Source organism: Mucilaginibacter phenanthrenivorans (assembly GCF_024721155.1).
Taxonomy (GTDB): domain Bacteria; phylum Bacteroidota; class Bacteroidia; order Sphingobacteriales; family Sphingobacteriaceae; genus Mucilaginibacter; species Mucilaginibacter phenanthrenivorans.
In genome coordinates, this window is the sequence record NZ_JAHVAP010000012.1 from 22346 (window position 1) to 37956 (window position 15611).

The following is a 15611-nucleotide window of genomic DNA, read 5'->3' on the forward strand; positions in this document are numbered from 1 at the left end:
AGTCAGTTTTTCATTTTAGACAGGCGTGCCAAATCAAGTATAGTAATGGCACTGCCTTTTTTGTCAATCAGGCCTTCGTCTCTGAAATCAGATAACGTCCGGCTAACGGTTTCGGTGGCCATGCCTGCCATAGCAGCCAGGTCTTCACGGGTTATCTTGAAACTTTCATTTTCATTAGTTTGCTGGCGCGACAAACGCAGCATGGCCTCTGCCATTCTTTTTCTTACGGAATGGTAAGCCAGCTGCATCAACTGTTCTTCTTTTTCCCTGATATCATTTGCCAACAGTTTAATAAATTCCCTGGCAACCTCGGGATAAAGATGGAGTAGCTGTTCTAGTTGGTCCCGGGGTATAAGGCATAAGATACTATCTTCCAGCGCAGTTGCTGTGTCGGAATAGGGCTCATTAGCCAATAGGGCGTTAATACCAAGGTATTCATCATTGGCATAAATACCGGTCATCAGTTCCCGGCCGTCTTCAGCGAGCCTGATTGTTTTAACCTTCCCGCTGATAACGAGGTAAAGCCCGGTTCCCTTATCACCATCGTAATAAATAACCTGGTTCTTTTTAAATTGGCGCGCTTTGCGTTCCTGGATGATTTTTTTTAATTCAGCAAGGCCGTCATTCTTGCCAATCAGGTTATTTAAGCGATCTAATGACTTACTGTAGAAATTTTGCTGCAGTTCTTTTTTCTTTAGCCTGCTTTCAACGGCGTTGAGCAGCTCCATATCGTCAAAAGGTTTGGTCAGGTAATCATCGGCCCCCATTTCCATTCCCTTTCTTAGATCTACCCGCTCGGCCTTTGCTGTTAAAAACACAAAAGGCGTGGCAGTCGTTTCCGGATTTTTATTCAGCATATACAAAACGCCGTAACCATCAAGCTCGGGCATCATGATATCGCATAAAATAATGTCAGGCAGATTTTTTAAGGCGAGATCGACACCTGTTTTACCATTATTGGCCCCGAACACCTGGTATCCGGCCAGTTCAAGAATTTCCACCACGTTTTCGCGGATGTCATTGTTATCTTCGATGATCAATACTTTTTTACTCATGATATTGGAAATGTGATTGTAAAGATAGTTCCCTGGTTTATATTGCTTTCAAATTTAATCCGGCCGTTCATCAAACTGGCATAACGGGCTACGATATTTAATCCTAAGCCAGTACCTGGAATATTGCCGGTATTATGCGCCCGGAAGAATGCTTCAAACATGTGCTTCTGATCAGCATCCGGAATGCCTATCCCATTATCCTTAACGGTAATAATACAATGCTCGCTATCTAACTCTGTTAAAAATTCAATAAAAGTGTCTTCACCGGAATATTTGATGGCATTGGTGATGAGGTTGATCACACAGTTCTTCAGCAGGTTCTGGTCTAAGTTAACAATACTGCCGGTTCCGGTATGCTGATAAAGGATACTTTGGTTTTGTTTGGCTACCATCTGCAGCTCTTCTGTAATTTCTTCTGATAGCTTTACCAGGTCGAACGGTACGCAGGTTGGTTCTACCTTCCCGGCTTCCAGTTTTTCGAGCGAAAGAAAATCATTTAAGATCGCTGTCAGGTTGCCAACCGAGTTCTTGATCTTGGCCACATGCTTGTGAATATTGGCATTCTCATAAGGTAACGCATACTTCTCAATTAACGAGGCCGACAGCTGAATGGCGCTTAAAGGTGTACGGAATTCATGAGATGCCATCGAAACAAACCTGCTTTTTAACATCCCCAGTTCCTTTTCCTTCTCCAGGGAAAAACTAACCTCTTCTTTTGCGAGCCGTAGCGCTTGCACTGTTTCTTTAAGCGAATGGGTGCGGTTTTCAACCAGCTCTTCCAAATGAGCAGCGTACTCCTGTAGCTGTTGCTCTGCCTCTTTTTCCCTCGACAGGTCATGGATAAAACCCGCATAAACTTTCCGGCTGGCAAAAGGGACTTCGCTCACACCTAACCGGAAGGGAAATGTAGTACCATCTGTCCTCAGGCCGGTCACCTCCCGCCCTATGCCTATAATATGGGGTACTCCCGTACGCTGGTAGCGATGAATATATTCATCATGTTGTTGCCTATCCGGTGGCGGCATTAAAGTGGATATATTTTTTCCGATGACCGCTTCAGGGGTACATAAAAAAAGTTTGCATGCCGAAGGATTGATGGATTCAACGATGCCATGGTCATCAATCGTAATGATGCCATCTATGGCATTATCAATTATAGCTTTTAAAAGGGCCGCATTCTCCATAAACTGGTTTTATCGTTAATTGATAATCATCACAAATAACAACAATCAGTATCATATTAAAAATAATTTTTTTCACGCAAAAATGTGACCATGGTCATTTTTTTAAAGATTTTGTAGTTAAATTAGTTTCCGAAGAAGCCGCTTTCCTGATATTAGCTTTATAACGATACACCGTCGCCTACCAGATAGTGCTCTTACGTCACAAAATTCTGTAACAGTCATCATTTTATGATCAAACCAGATTCAGGAACTTTATCTCAAAATACCCCACCGCGGAATTTAACCTGAATACAGGGATCCTGTTATTAAAAACAAGGTATCAGCCCGTAATAGAGGAAAACGTTATTGATTGTCGCCTATGAAGATTGGCAGGACTCTTTACAAAATTAAAACTAACTGGCATGCGGCGTTTGGGTTTACCTTCTTAGCCCTGGCCATAATATTTTGTTTGCTTTTTTTGTTTACTGGCTACAACCAGCTCTCCCATTGGTACATAGCCGGCAGCCCGGGGTTTTACCGGCAGGATTTCTGGGGAAAAGCGTTTTTTACCCAAAGGACCAAAGCGTACGGAAATTTGTTTTGTATTGGAGGGCTCCTGGCTTCCTCTACCTTATGTTTTCTTTTGGCCAGGAATCAGCATAAGGAAAAAATCAGCATCCGGCTTAATTTCAGGGCCTGGGTCCCTATTTGTTTTTTACCGATTTGTGGAACGTTAGCCTGGCTGTGGGGAAATAGTCTGGTAAGGCCTGCTTTTGATGAGGCTTTTTCTGCCATTAATTGCGCAGGACTTCCGCCCTTTTATACTGTCTCTTACTATATGCTCCCGAATAACCATATCCTTTTTAATTTTATAAATGGGCTGGTTTTTCATTTTGCAACGGACAAAGTTTTTACCGGGCGATTAATTTCCCTTGTTTGTTACCTGTGCATTATTTTAATAATGTACAACTGGCTGGTAAGCTTACTGAAAAACAATTTCGTAGCGGTGATGATTACCCTGGTACTAATGCTCCAGTTCCCTACGTGGGGCTTTTCATTCCAGGCAAGAGGGTATGAGTTTTGTTCACTAGCTGCGTGGCTTGCCTTTTTCGCACTTAGTCAATATCGCTTATTTGGTAATGGCAGGTGGCTGAAACTTTACGTTATTGCCTGCGCGGCGGGCTATTGGTGTATTCCGGTCTTTTTATATTTCCATGTTGCCTGTACTATACTTATCATTGTTAGTGCAAATCAAAAAGAGAATGCTGCGGCAAACTTTTGGAAGGCACAATTGGTGATTGCATTAGTAGTGTTTCTGCTTTACCTCCCTGCTCTTTGTTTTTCGGGCCTGCCCGCATTGATAGCGAATAAATATGTCAGCGTGCAAACACAATCGCTGCAGACGTTTAGCAATAACTTGCTAATTACATTTAAAAGCTACCTGGAGGGTTTTTCAGGTAATTTCAATTCTGAAAACCATTTAGGTGCCGGGTTACTTTTTTTCATGCCGCTAACTTTATTCTGTTTTTACACTAACAAATGTGCATTATTGTTGGGCAAGTTTTTCATTTCTATATGGGTAGCGTGGTTGCTGGTAACGGGCATAATCCGCATATTTCCGCCGGATAGAATTATGGCGGCACAACTGAGCATCAGCCTGGCTATTAGTTGTTATACACTATGTTTGTTGGCAGAAGCTGTCATCAGAAAAACCCGGTTACGCATCCCGATTTTGATCATTGCTTTCGGCCTGCTTGCTTATTACTTTATTAGGTCTGATCAGGACAATGTAAATTACCGCCTTTATCAAAATGACATTAATGCGAATTTTACACGCATTCGCCGGGCCCTGGAATTGATACCTCCAGGCAAAAGCATCGATTTTTCAGACGAATGCTTTTACTGGCGTTACCTTTACCAAAAAAGGACAGGAACCTTAGCCAGAACAACGCCGGAATTGCCCCAGTTCTATATTCGTTCGAAAAATGATTCGTTACCACCCCGGTACCGGCGTTACCGGCTTAAATCGATTGCAGGAGAATATGAGGTTTACAAAAAGCCAGCGCCAAGGTCCACACAGACTGTCATAGATCATAAAATTCACTGACCGCCGCTAAGAGTGATCTCCATCACTTAAAATATTGACAAATACCATCTTGCATAAAATTCAAATGTGACCTCCATCATTGATTTAGAATAAAGCAAAAGCAATTTTTGTAAAGCTCATTTTGGTTTATGGAAATGCATATTCCTGGAGATCCTTCAACCACATGCTTTTACGATTTAGAAAGAATAAAATGAACAGATCGGAAATTGTTTTTTTAGATGGCCCTCAATCCAGGTGGAAGGAGTTAAAGTTTACATTTCAAACAATGACGCAGTTGATCCACGGCTTTCGGGCGCTGCATTTTATTGGTCCTTGCATTACGATCTTCGGATCGGCCAGGTTCAAAGAAGATCACCCTTATTATGCGCTCACACGTAAAGCTGCCGCTGCATTTGCCCAACTGGGTTTTACCATTTTAACCGGTGGCGGACCGGGCTTGATGGAAGCAGCCAACCGGGGTGCAAAAGATGTGGGTGGAAGATCAGTTGGCTGTAACATTCAGCTGCCAATAGAGCAACAGCCCAATCCTTACCTAGACAAATGGGTCTATATGAAACAGTTCTTCCTGCGCAAAGTACTCCTGGTTAAATACTCCTTCGCTTTCGTGGTTATGCCCGGAGGATACGGAACTTTAGATGAATACTTTGAAGCGCTTACTTTAATACAAACCCATAAGATCAAAAATTTCCCAATTATCATTTTTGGAAAAGAATATCACAAAGACCTGCTCGAACATATTGAACAGATGAGCAAAAGCGCCACAATAAGTAATGACGACGCACACTTGTTTCTCGTCACCGATAATATTGATGAGGCGGTTAAATTAATTATTGAAAAAAGTATAAAGCAATATGGCCTTAAGCCTGAAAATAAGATCAAACCATTTAAATGGCTTTTTGAACACAAATAAATCTTCCTCTCTTAACTCAACCGCAATCATTTTCAGCTATGTACAGTGCCGACTTATTAAAAGCCATTATTGAAAATGTAATAGATGGTATCCTCGTTATTGATCAGGACGGCATTATTCTGATGGCCAATCCTTCAGCCTGCAACTTGTTCGGATATCCTGTTAACGAATTATATGGCCATAATATAAATATGCTTATGCCTTCCCCGGACAGGGACCAGCACGATAAATATCTCAAACGTCATGCGTCCACCCGGGAGTCCCATATCATCGGTATCGGCCGGGAGATAATCGGACTAAAAAAAAATGGAATAGTTTTTCCCGCAAGGCTGGCTGTCAGCGAGGTTAAATATAACGGCAGGAACCTGTATACAAGTGTGATACATGACCTGACGCAGGAAAAGAAGACCGAAGAAAAATTACGGCAACATGCTGATGAATTAGAAACCGTTGTTGAGGAAAGAACCCATTTTCTGAAAAATATTGTAAAAACGCTGGAACAGGCAAAAGACGAGGTTAATACCTCTCTTTTGAAGGAAAAGGAAGTTAACCAGCTAAAAACCCGCTTTGTTTCCATGGCCTCCCATGAATTCAGAACGCCGTTGAGCAGCATTCAGCTTTCTGCCTCATTAATTGAGCATTATTATGACCGCCTGGATAAACAGAAAATATTTAGCCACCTGGGTAAAATTAAAATGGCTGTGGGAAGCCTGACCGCTATTTTAAATGATTTCTTATCCGTCGAAAAAATCGAGCAGGGAAAAGTTAACGTAGTATATCGGGAATTTGATTTAAGTGCGCTTTGCGGGGAGATTGTAGATGCCATGAGAATGCAGTTAAAAGCCGGTCAGAAAATTATCTATATGCACTCTGGCGATACTACAACTGTAATGCTTGACAGCGACCTCCTGCAGAATACCCTGCTCAACCTTGTCTCTAATTCCATAAAATATTCAAATAACGATGGATTTATTGAGGTAAAATCGGAGATCACAGCGTCCGCCTGCATAATTTCCATTAAAGATAATGGCATAGGCATCCCGCAGGAAGACCAGTGCCATTTATTTGAAGCTTTCTTTCGGGCACAGAACACGCAGGACATCCAGGGAACCGGGTTAGGACTGAATATTGTTAAGCGTTATACCGAACTTATGAATGGCTCCGTAAGTTTTGAAAGCGATGTGCAATCCGGAACAACTTTCACGCTAATATTCCCTATTAAGGATCTAAGTGTGTTTAATTTCAGTAACTCGCTAACCGCGTAACAGCTATGTTCAAACCATATTAGTTTCGATATCAAAAAGAAATTCTTTTTGATCCTGTTTAAGTATTATAGGGTTGATATGTAATTCATCCTTGATTTTCACACGTAATGCTTCCTGCGCGCATGGCTCACCATGAACAAGATAAATATGCGGGGGAACAACCTCAAAATCTCTTAACCAAGTTAGCAATTCTGCCTGGTCGGCATGAGCAGATAACCCGCCTATTTCTTTTACCCGGGCTTTTACTGCATAATACTGCCCATGAATTTTTATTTCATGTGTTTGATTCAACAATGCCCTCCCCCGTGTTCCTTCAGCCTGGTAGCCAATGATTAAAATCGTGTTTTTAGGGTCGGTAATATAATGTTTAAGATATTCCAGTACCCGTCCGCCGGTGAGCATACCACTGGCTGCCAGCACGATTTTACTTCCCTTCCGCTTAATTATTTTCTCCGTTCCCTCGTAATCCTGGTTAATCGTCAGGCCGCTGAACATCCGGCTGACTTCCTTCGGAGCTATGGTTATCCACTCCGGGTATTTCACTAAAGTTTTACTTGCCGATGCTGCCATTGGGCTATCCAGGAAAACGGGGATTTCGACAGGAATATCCTTTTGAAATTTAAGCTTGTACAAAAGATGCATCACTTCCTGCGCCCTCCCAACCGCAAAACAGGGGATAAGCATACTTCCCTTGTTAAAAATGGTGTCTTTTATAATAAAAGCCAGTTCAGCGCCGGTATTTCCTGCTCCATGCAGCCGGTCGCCATATGTTGATTCCATGATTACAAAGTCTGCTTTGGCAGCATGAACCGGAAGCGGGAAAAGTTCAGAATGGTAACGACCAATATCCCCGGAAAAAACAATTGTTTTATGATAACAATCAATTGCAACTGAACAGGCGCCCGGAATATGGCCGCCGGGATATAACTGAAATTGAATATGATCACTAAGCCGGTATGGTTTTCCCGCATCCACCGGCTCAAAATACCGCAATGCAGCCTCTACATCGGCGGTTGTATACAATGGTTTCGCGGGACTGTGCCGCGTATAACCATGTTTATTGGCTTTATGAGCATCTTCTTCCTGTAATTTTGCGCTATCCCTTAAGATCAGTTCGGTTAGGTCGCGTGTCGGCTTGCTCATGTATATTTTACCCCGGTACCCGTTTTTAACCAGCAAGGGAATATACCCGCAATGATCGAGGTGGGCGTGGGTCAGGATCATTGCACCAATTGAAGACGGATCAACAGGTAATGGCTCCCAGTTCTTTTCGCGCATGGACTTAATTCCCTGGAACAATCCGCAATCAATTAACAAGTTTAATTCCGGTGTCTTTAACAGGTGCTTAGAGCCGGTTACGGTTTCCGCGGCCCCCAACGATAACAAATAAACAGCCCGGTTATCGTTTTCTGCAAATTGATCGATCTTCATCATTATGAGGATTATATAGTTTGATATAAAGTTAAAGCGGCAATAGGTCTTAGTTTTGATATACATCACTATTTCAATTGATTGGCATCATAGTATAACTCAAGCGCGGAACAGAGATTTGTGTTAGAAAAAAAATTAAATCATTATGTCACACTTAGTAAAATCACATCGCTCTCCATCATTAAGGTCAATGATGGAGGATTTCTGGAGCACAGACAGGTTTTTTGATAAACCCTTTAACGGTGAATTATTGCCTGCGGTAAATATTCGCGAGACTAAAAATCATTACAAACTGGATGTATCAGTTCCGGGTTTTAAAAAAGATGATTTTAAGATCACCACGGAAGACGGCTTGCTGACTATAAGCGCCGAAACCAGCAATGAGCAAAATGAAGAAAAAGAAAATTATACCAGGAGGGAATTTTCTTCTTCGTCCTTCACACGCACATTTCACCTGCCTGAAAATGTAGAGGAAGATAATATCAGCGCCAACTATCAAAATGGACTGCTGGAGATCGAACTTAAAAAATCCGGAAAAAGCTCGACAGCAAAAAAGGAAATAAAAGTAGCCTAGAGAAAATCAAAACAGTACCTGCAGGAACCTAACCGCGGGTACTGTTTTATTGGCGTCCTGATCTTTTATTTACACCATAAACAACAATGAGATGGAAAGATTTATAAAAAAATTCAGCGAAACAGGTATCAGTGATATTCTTGAAGTGGGTGGTAAAAATGCTTCCCTGGGTGAAATGTTTACGCATTTAACTACAAAGGGAATACAGGTACCCAACGGGTTTTCCATTACCGCTGCAGCCTTCCGGTATTTTATCAGCTTTAACAGGTTGGAGGAAAAATTGGAAACGCTGATGAGTGGCCTGGACCGAAAGGATTTTCTGAATTTGAATAAAACAGGAGCCAAAGCCCGGGAACTGATCATGGGCGGCGTGATGCCGAATGATTTACGGATGGCCATAATAGATGCCTATGATTATCTTTTTGATAATGCAGACCAGGAAGTGGCGGTACGCAGCAGTGCAACTGCTGAAGACCTGCCCGATGCCAGTTTTGCGGGGCAGCACGAATCTTACTTAAATATCAGTGGGCATAACGCCTTGCTTTTGGCAGTGAGACGCTGTTTTGCATCTCTGTATACAGACAGGGCCATTAAATACAGGGAGGATAAAGGATTTGATCACAGCAAAGTTTTTCTCTCGGTGGGTGTACAGCAAATGGTGCGTTCAGACATTGGCTGCTCGGGCGTAGGGTTTACACTTGAGCCTGAATCCGGATTTAAAGATGTAGTGCACATAGCAGGTGTTTGGGGTTTGGGAGAAAATATGGTTCAAGGTACGGTTACGCCCGATGAGTTTCTTGTTTTTAAACCTTCCCTAAAGAGAAAATTAAAATCCATCATTCAAAAAAACCTGGGCAGCAAATGCAAAATGATGGTTTATGCCAAAAAAAACGATGAAACAAATGTAACTATTAACAAAGACACCCCCTGGGAGCTGCGTGAAAAGTTTGTTTTACAGGACAGGGAAATTGAGCAGATAGCTAATTGGGCGCTGATCATTGAGGATCATTACCAGAAGGCGATGGATTTTGAATGGGCCAAAGACGGCATCAATCACCAGCTATATATTATACAAGCCCGCCCAGAAACGGTACATAGCCGAAAAAAAACAATACAGGTAAAATCTTGCCAGATCATTGAAAAAGGCGAAGAAATGACCCATGGTGAAGCCATTGGCAGTATGATCACTGCTGGCTTTGCTAAAGTTTTATCCTCGCCGGAAGAAGCTGGCAAGCTAAAGGAAGGCGATATTTTAGTCACAGACACAACCAGCCCGGATTGGGATCCGATCCTAAAAAAGGTAGCGGGCATCGTTACCAATAAGGGGGGACGAACCAGCCACGCCGCTATTATTGCGCGTGAACTGGGCGTTGTTGCAATTGTAGGTACTGAAGATGCAACAACAGCTATCAGGGATGGCGACCAAATCACACTGAACTGTGCCGAAGGTAAAATTGGGTACGTTTACCGCGGGAAATTAAACTGGAAGGAAACGGTCACCACCGTAAGCCATGTGCATCTTCCGGAAAATGTTAAAGCACAGTTGATTATTGGCGAACCGGAAAAAGCATTTCCGTTGTCCTTTTTTCCAAACGATGGCGTGGGGTTAATGCGGCTGGAATTTATCATAAACAACTACGTACAGATCCATCCAATGGCGCTGGTAAAATTTGACCAGGTTAAAGATGAAATTGACAGGGTAAAAATTCAAAACCTGACCCACAGTTATCCGCATAAGGAACAATATTTTATTGACAGGCTATCGCAGGGGGTGGCCACTATTGCTGCGGCCTTTTATCCTAAGGAGGTTATCGTCAGGATGAGCGATTTCAAAACGAATGAATACGCCGGATTGATCGGAGGCAAATATTTCGAACCAGAGGAAGCAAACCCTATGATCGGGTTCAGGGGGGCATCAAGATATTACAATAAACGCTACCAGGAAGGGTTCAGGCTGGAGTGCGAAGCCATGAAGGTGGTAAGGGATGAGATGGGCCTGACCAATGTTAAACTGATGATCCCATTTTGCCGTACAGTGGACGAAGGAAAAAAAGTTGTTGCCCTTATGGAAACCTATGGACTTAAAAGAGGTGAAAATGGCCTCCAGATTTTTGTTATGGCGGAGATCCCCAGCAACGTATTGCTGGCTGAGGAATTTGCTGAAATATTCGATGGTTTCTCTATTGGCTCAAATGATCTTACCCAATTAACATTGGGAATTGACCGCGATTCGGCCCTGATCGCCGATTTGTTTGATGAACAAAATGCGGCCAGCAAACAACTGATTGTCTCCATGATCAAAAAAGCCAATAAACTTCATAAGAAGGTAGGATTATGCGGCCAGGCACCGAGTGACTCTGCTGCATTTACCCGCTTGTTGGTAGAAACAGGTATCGATAGCATCGCATTTAATCCCGATGCACTGCTTAGGGGAATTGAAAATATAAACCAGGCACTCATAACAGATAAAAATGTCCTTTCTGAAAGGCATTCCACTTACCATTGAAAATTTAATAACAAAGAAAGTCTTGTATAGCAAAACAAAAAATCAACATAAGTAAATGGAAACAATGGCCTTTAAAACAATGCGTAATAATATTAATCACTGGTGGTTAATATTAGTGGCAGGAATCCTGCTGCTGGGCGTAGGTGCGTGGGTCATCAAATCGCCATTTCAGTCTTATCTGTCCTTAAGCTGGGTGTTTGCAATAGGCCTTGTTGGAACCGGTATTTTTGAAATTGGCTTTGCTCTTATAAACCACCATAACCTGCGTGGCTGGGTATGGCGGCTAATCGCCGGAATATTTGATATCATTATTGGTGTTTACCTTTTTAACAATACGTTAATTACCATCGCATTTTTGCCCTTGATTATTTCCCTATGGGCCATTTTCAGGGGGCTCACGGCTGTTGGAGATGCCTTTCATATTCGGGCATACGGCTTGGGTGACTGGAGGCGCTTATTGTTTACCGCCTTTATCATTATTGCTATGGCGGCCCTGATTCTGGCTTGCCCGTCTATCGGAATCGAAAATATTTTCCTCTATAGTGGCTTTGCCATTATGGCTGCAGGCGCTTTTCGGATCTATTTAGCTTTTAAACTTCGCAAAATAAAGCAGATTTATCAGGAACTTTTCGATTGACCACAATAGTATTAATTGCTAAAGGTTGGCCTATCAATCAGTTTATAACCGTTTGTTTCAATTTATATGAATAATACAAAAGCGGGTTTAAAAGAATCCATATCAATAAATTTAATTAACCATTTCCCTGGGATATATTATCGTTACAAGCCCGGTGATAAAGCAACTGTGATATATATCAGTCAAGGCTGTTTTGATATTACCGGTTATCCGCCGGAAAGCTACCTTTATAATCAACGGATAAATTACACCGATTTAGTTTACGAGAAAGATCGCGAATACATTCAGCAAAAACGTCAAATAAAAGCAGGCGTAGACTTCGAATTAACCGAGGAATATAGAATAAGGCGGGCTGACGGTAAAATAAAGTGGGTGAAGGAGATTGCCAGAGGCCTATATAATAAAAAATCGGAGCTTAAATATATTGAGAGTTGCGTCCTGGACATTGATGCCGAGCGGACCGGAAGCCTGGCCGTTAATTCGTTAACAGCTTATCAAAAGGCGGTAAATACAGCTGCCATCGTTTCAATTACCGACTCAAAGGGACGTATTATATTTGCGAACGATTTTTTTTGCGAGATATCAAAATTTACCAGAGAAGAACTTATCGGAAAAACCCACCAGCTTATTAACAGCAAATATCATAAAAAGGAGTTTTTTGCCGGATTGTGGAAGGTTATTACGTCGGGCAACATATGGCACGGAGAAATTAAAAACAAAACGAAAGATGGCACCTACTATTGGGTCGACACTACCATTTCTCCAATCTTCAATAATGATGGTGCTATTATTCAATATCTATCCATTAGAAGTTTGATCACCGAGCGTAAAAACCTGGAGCAGGAGCGCGAGAACCTGATTAGTGAGTTAACCCATAAGTATAATGAATTGATGCAGTTCAATTATATCGTTTCTCATAATCTTCGGGCACCGATAGCCAATATGATATCGTTGACAAGATTATTATCCGAAGAAGGAAATGGTTGTGCACCGGAAGTTAAAATGTTAATTGAGTACTTGTCAAAATCTGTACTATCTGTCGATGATGTTATCCGCGATCTTTCACAAATATTGTCAGCCCGAAATCCTATACACCAAAAAGTAGAGGCGGTTAACCTTATTGATATTATTGAATCTGTTGAAAACAATCTGGAAAAACAGATCACAGAATCCGGCACCAAAATCATCGTCGATATCAATAGCAAGGCGGCACATTTTAAATCAATAAAAAGCTACATCCAAAGTATTATCTACAACCTCGTGAGTAATGCAATTAAATACAGCAATGAACAGATTCAACCGGTAATCATTATCAAAGGGGAAAGGAGCAACCGAAGGTTACGACTTTCTGTTAACGACAATGGCATCGGGATGGATTTAAACAAAGTTGGCCCACAGCTTTTTGGCCTGTATAAAAAGTTCAATTTTGATAAGGAAGGACGCGGCTTGGGTTTGCATATGACCAAAACCCAGGTTGAATCGCTTGGTGGCAAAATTGAGGTTAGGAGTAAAGAGGGTATCGGCAGCTCGTTTACGATAACATTACCGGTATGGTAAACAAGTTATATAAAAAAGGAATACGTTCAATTTCAGCCCTACAAACTCCGTAGCATAATGAAATAAGAATAACCAAAAGAACGTGAATCATCCACCTCGATAAAGAATATGTTATTTTAAGTATGTTTCCGGCGGCCAGACCCAATAAGAATGTTGTTCTGTATCAATATTATTCCCGGAAGGTGCAAAATTGCATTAAATGCAGTTTCGGCCATGTACTTAAACGGTAATTCCCCGTTCAGTGAAACACAACCTTTATCTACAGTAACCTGTATGCTGTTTTCGGGTATTGAGCTATGCCATGCCAAGGTCTCCAATATGTTTTTCAAAATCGCCTCATCTGAAGGTTTATATTTACCAGGCAACGCTACAAGAATATTGTTTGTAATCGATTTTATATCCTTTACCCGAAACGCAGCTCGCTGTGCGGTAAATTTCTCCGCATAATTATCCGCGTTGCCGGTTAAAGTAACCTCGCCGTTTTGCACGGAAACTGTAATTGAGGCGGCATGGAGGAGCGGTTCCCACCTGATTTGTTCCATTACTTCGTCTTTGATTTGCTGGTCAGTTTTCATCGCATCTTATTAAAAATTATAAATAAAAGTGCTGAAAGTCTGCAGTGTTAAAAATGACCGTTAACATCCTGTTAACTGATAGCGCGCATAATTAACCTGGCAACGATGACACTATATGAGCGCAATATTGTGATGAAAATCATTTCTTTCGATGCGTCCTGTCATTCAATAAAACCACGGAACAGGATATTTTTATACAAAATACGCCGGAAATATCAGGGCTGGATAAAGTTGTTAAACGACAACATGAACCGCAGTTAGAAATAAACAATATGGCTTTAACAGGAAGTATAAGGGAATTTTTTGATGAAACCGGTAGTGTCGCAAGGTTTACCGGGCGTTTTTTTTCAACCGGCATGAAGCCCAGGTTTGAAATTAAGGAGTTGCTTAGCCAGTGCTATATTATTGGTTATAAATCCTTGCCGTTGGTAGCCCTTACCGGCTTTATAATGGGATTGGTATTAACAATGCAACTTCGGCCATCCCTGGTTGATTACGGCGTTGAATCACAATTGCCTGTTATGGTGGGCATCGCTATCGTCAGAGAAATCGGACCTGTAATTACAGCTTTGATTTTTGCTGGAAAAATAGCGAGCAGCATTGGGGCAGAACTGGGCTCGATGAAGGTAACGGAGCAAATAGACGCCATGGAAGTGAGCGGCACTAACCCTTTTAAGTATTTAGTTGCAACAAGGGTTTTGGCAACCACTTTAATGTTGCCCGTGCTGACGATGATGGGTGATGCCATATCCTTATTTGGTGCTTATATAGGCGTAAATATCAGGTCGGTAACAAGTTTCCACTTATTTTTCACCCAGGTATTTCACAGCCTCAGTTTCGGCGACTTTTCACCAGCGTTCATCAAAACTTTTTTCTTTGGCTTTGCAGTAGGCATGATTGGCTGCTATAAAGGCTACAATTCCAGTAAGGGCACCCGTGGCGTAGGTAACTCTGCCAATTCCGCGGTGGTATTAGCCTCCGTATTGATATTTATTATTGATCTCCTGGCGGTACAGCTTACCGATTTACTTGGACTAAATTAATCTCAGATGGCAACGGCAACCAACACAGTTTCAAAAGACGTTCCTGATAATTCAAAAGACAGTCCGGTGATTGTTGTGGAACATGTATATAAACAATTTGGAAGTAATTTGGTATTGCGGGATTTTAACCTCGTTGTAAATAAAGAAGAAAACGTAGTTGTTTTAGGTAAGTCAGGTTCCGGAAAATCTGTATTGATAAAATGTATCATCGGGCTGTTAAAACCCGATAGTGGTAATATAATGGTCTTTGGAGAAAATGTCTCCGAATTGAATCACGACGACCTGGACAAGATACGAACAAAAATAGGGTTCCTTTTTCAGGGCAATGCCCTATATGATTCCATGACAGTGCGCGAGAACCTGGAGTTTCCGCTGCGCCGCCATTGGATTGGTTATTCACAAAAGCAAGTTGATGCCTTGGTAATCGAGGCGTTGGAAAATGTGGGTTTAGCACATACCGTTAATATGATGCCAGAGGAACTGTCAGGCGGGATGCTAAAGCGTGTAGCGCTGGCCAGGACAATGATTTTAAAGCCGGATGTGATTTTATATGATGAGCCAACAACCGGTCTTGATCCCGTAACTGCCCGGGAAATAGATAACCTGATCATCAAGCTTCAGAAGAAATACCATACCTCATCTATTATTATTACCCACGATATGCACTGCGTAAAAAACACTGCTGACCGGGTAGCACTACTGCTCGACGGGAAATGCTACAGCGAAGGTAAATATGAAGATTTTGAAAACTCAACCGACAAAAATATAAAACAATTTTTTGAATAATA

13 protein-coding genes are annotated in these 15611 nt (G+C 41.8%); 9 read left to right on the plus strand and 4 right to left on the minus strand.

The window, feature by feature from the left end; translation table 11 throughout:
• Positions 1-2: 2 nt before the first annotated feature.
• Both KXD93_RS24215 and KXD93_RS24220 read right to left on the minus strand, forming a co-directional pair.
• Entirely contained in the window at positions 3-1055 is a 1053-nt protein-coding gene (locus KXD93_RS24215; protein WP_258139992.1) for a response regulator, read from the minus strand.
• Positions 1052-2239 (minus strand): PAS domain-containing sensor histidine kinase, encoded by a 1188-nt coding sequence (locus KXD93_RS24220; RefSeq protein WP_258139993.1) that lies wholly within the window; start codon positions 2237-2239, stop codon positions 1052-1054. Before KXD93_RS24220 ends, KXD93_RS24215 begins: the two co-directional genes overlap by 4 nt.
• A 358-nt stretch (positions 2240-2597) precedes the next feature.
• On the opposite strand from KXD93_RS24220, the gene KXD93_RS24225 reads away from it, so the two are divergent.
• From KXD93_RS24225 to KXD93_RS24235, 3 genes are all read left to right on the plus strand, one after another.
• Complete coding sequence (locus KXD93_RS24225) at positions 2598-4325, plus strand: glycosyltransferase family protein (protein ID WP_258139994.1); 1728 nt, start codon at positions 2598-2600, stop codon at positions 4323-4325.
• Positions 4326-4515: 190 nt separating this feature from the next.
• Positions 4516-5235 carry an LOG family protein gene (locus KXD93_RS24230; protein WP_258139995.1) on the plus strand — a complete coding sequence of 240 codons (720 nt, stop codon included), beginning with the start codon at positions 4516-4518 and terminating at the stop codon, positions 5233-5235.
• A gap of 38 nt (positions 5236-5273) precedes the next feature.
• Entirely contained in the window at positions 5274-6500 is a 1227-nt protein-coding gene (locus tag KXD93_RS24235; RefSeq protein WP_258139996.1) for a PAS domain-containing sensor histidine kinase, read from the plus strand.
• A 9-nt stretch (positions 6501-6509) separates the two neighbouring features.
• Here KXD93_RS24235 and KXD93_RS24240 read toward each other — a convergent pair whose 3' ends face one another.
• Complete coding sequence (locus KXD93_RS24240) at positions 6510-7934, minus strand: MBL fold metallo-hydrolase RNA specificity domain-containing protein (RefSeq protein WP_258139997.1); 1425 nt, start codon at positions 7932-7934, stop codon at positions 6510-6512.
• Between the two features lie 142 nt (positions 7935-8076).
• Here KXD93_RS24240 and KXD93_RS24245 point away from each other — a divergent pair, with 142 nt between their 5' ends.
• From KXD93_RS24245 to KXD93_RS24260, 4 genes are all read left to right on the plus strand, one after another.
• A complete protein-coding gene (locus KXD93_RS24245; protein WP_258139998.1) occupies positions 8077-8505 on the plus strand; it encodes an Hsp20/alpha crystallin family protein in 429 nt (142 codons plus the stop codon).
• Positions 8506-8596: 91 nt separating this feature from the next.
• Complete coding sequence (gene ppsA, locus KXD93_RS24250; protein ID WP_258140000.1) at positions 8597-11011, plus strand: phosphoenolpyruvate synthase; 2415 nt, start codon at positions 8597-8599, stop codon at positions 11009-11011.
• 64 nt (positions 11012-11075) lie between these two features.
• Positions 11076-11648, plus strand: a complete 573-nt coding sequence (locus KXD93_RS24255) for an HdeD family acid-resistance protein (RefSeq protein ID WP_258140001.1) — start codon at positions 11076-11078, stop codon at positions 11646-11648.
• A gap of 66 nt (positions 11649-11714) precedes the next feature.
• The gene (locus tag KXD93_RS24260; RefSeq protein ID WP_258140002.1) at positions 11715-13205 is read left to right on the plus strand and encodes a PAS domain-containing sensor histidine kinase; all 1491 of its coding nucleotides are present in this window, start codon (positions 11715-11717) and stop codon (positions 13203-13205) included.
• Positions 13206-13321: 116 nt separating this feature from the next.
• On the opposite strand, the gene KXD93_RS24265 is transcribed toward KXD93_RS24260, so the two are convergent.
• Positions 13322-13780, minus strand: a complete 459-nt coding sequence (locus tag KXD93_RS24265; protein WP_258140003.1) for a BON domain-containing protein — start codon at positions 13778-13780, stop codon at positions 13322-13324.
• Between the two features lie 272 nt (positions 13781-14052).
• Between KXD93_RS24265 and KXD93_RS24270 the strand changes: the two genes are divergently transcribed.
• Both KXD93_RS24270 and KXD93_RS24275 read left to right on the plus strand, forming a co-directional pair.
• Entirely contained in the window at positions 14053-14823 is a 771-nt protein-coding gene (locus KXD93_RS24270) for an MlaE family ABC transporter permease (protein ID WP_258140004.1), read from the plus strand.
• A gap of 6 nt (positions 14824-14829) precedes the next feature.
• On the plus strand, positions 14830-15609 hold the full coding sequence (locus tag KXD93_RS24275) for an ABC transporter ATP-binding protein (RefSeq protein WP_258140005.1): 780 nt from the start codon (positions 14830-14832) through the stop codon (positions 15607-15609).
• The last annotated feature ends 2 nt before the right edge of the window (positions 15610-15611 follow it).

Coding starts and splice junctions, on each gene's coding strand:
- KXD93_RS24260 (WP_258140002.1), top strand. CDS start 11,715: ATGAATAATACAAAAGCGGGTTTAAAAGAATCCATATCAATAAATTTA.
- ppsA (WP_258140000.1), top strand. CDS start 8,597: ATGGAAAGATTTATAAAAAAATTCAGCGAAACAGGTATCAGTGATATT.
- KXD93_RS24270 (WP_258140004.1), top strand. CDS start 14,053: ATGGCTTTAACAGGAAGTATAAGGGAATTTTTTGATGAAACCGGTAGT.
- KXD93_RS24245 (WP_258139998.1), top strand. CDS start 8,077: ATGTCACACTTAGTAAAATCACATCGCTCTCCATCATTAAGGTCAATG.
- KXD93_RS24235 (WP_258139996.1), top strand. CDS start 5,274: ATGTACAGTGCCGACTTATTAAAAGCCATTATTGAAAATGTAATAGAT.
- KXD93_RS24220 (WP_258139993.1), bottom strand. CDS start 2,239: ATGGAGAATGCGGCCCTTTTAAAAGCTATAATTGATAATGCCATAGAT.
- KXD93_RS24240 (WP_258139997.1), bottom strand. CDS start 7,934: ATGATGAAGATCGATCAATTTGCAGAAAACGATAACCGGGCTGTTTAT.
- KXD93_RS24255 (WP_258140001.1), top strand. CDS start 11,076: ATGGCCTTTAAAACAATGCGTAATAATATTAATCACTGGTGGTTAATA.
- KXD93_RS24275 (WP_258140005.1), top strand. CDS start 14,830: ATGGCAACGGCAACCAACACAGTTTCAAAAGACGTTCCTGATAATTCA.
- KXD93_RS24225 (WP_258139994.1), top strand. CDS start 2,598: ATGAAGATTGGCAGGACTCTTTACAAAATTAAAACTAACTGGCATGCG.
- KXD93_RS24230 (WP_258139995.1), top strand. CDS start 4,516: ATGAACAGATCGGAAATTGTTTTTTTAGATGGCCCTCAATCCAGGTGG.
- KXD93_RS24265 (WP_258140003.1), bottom strand. CDS start 13,780: ATGAAAACTGACCAGCAAATCAAAGACGAAGTAATGGAACAAATCAGG.
- KXD93_RS24215 (WP_258139992.1), bottom strand. CDS start 1,055: ATGAGTAAAAAAGTATTGATCATCGAAGATAACAATGACATCCGCGAA.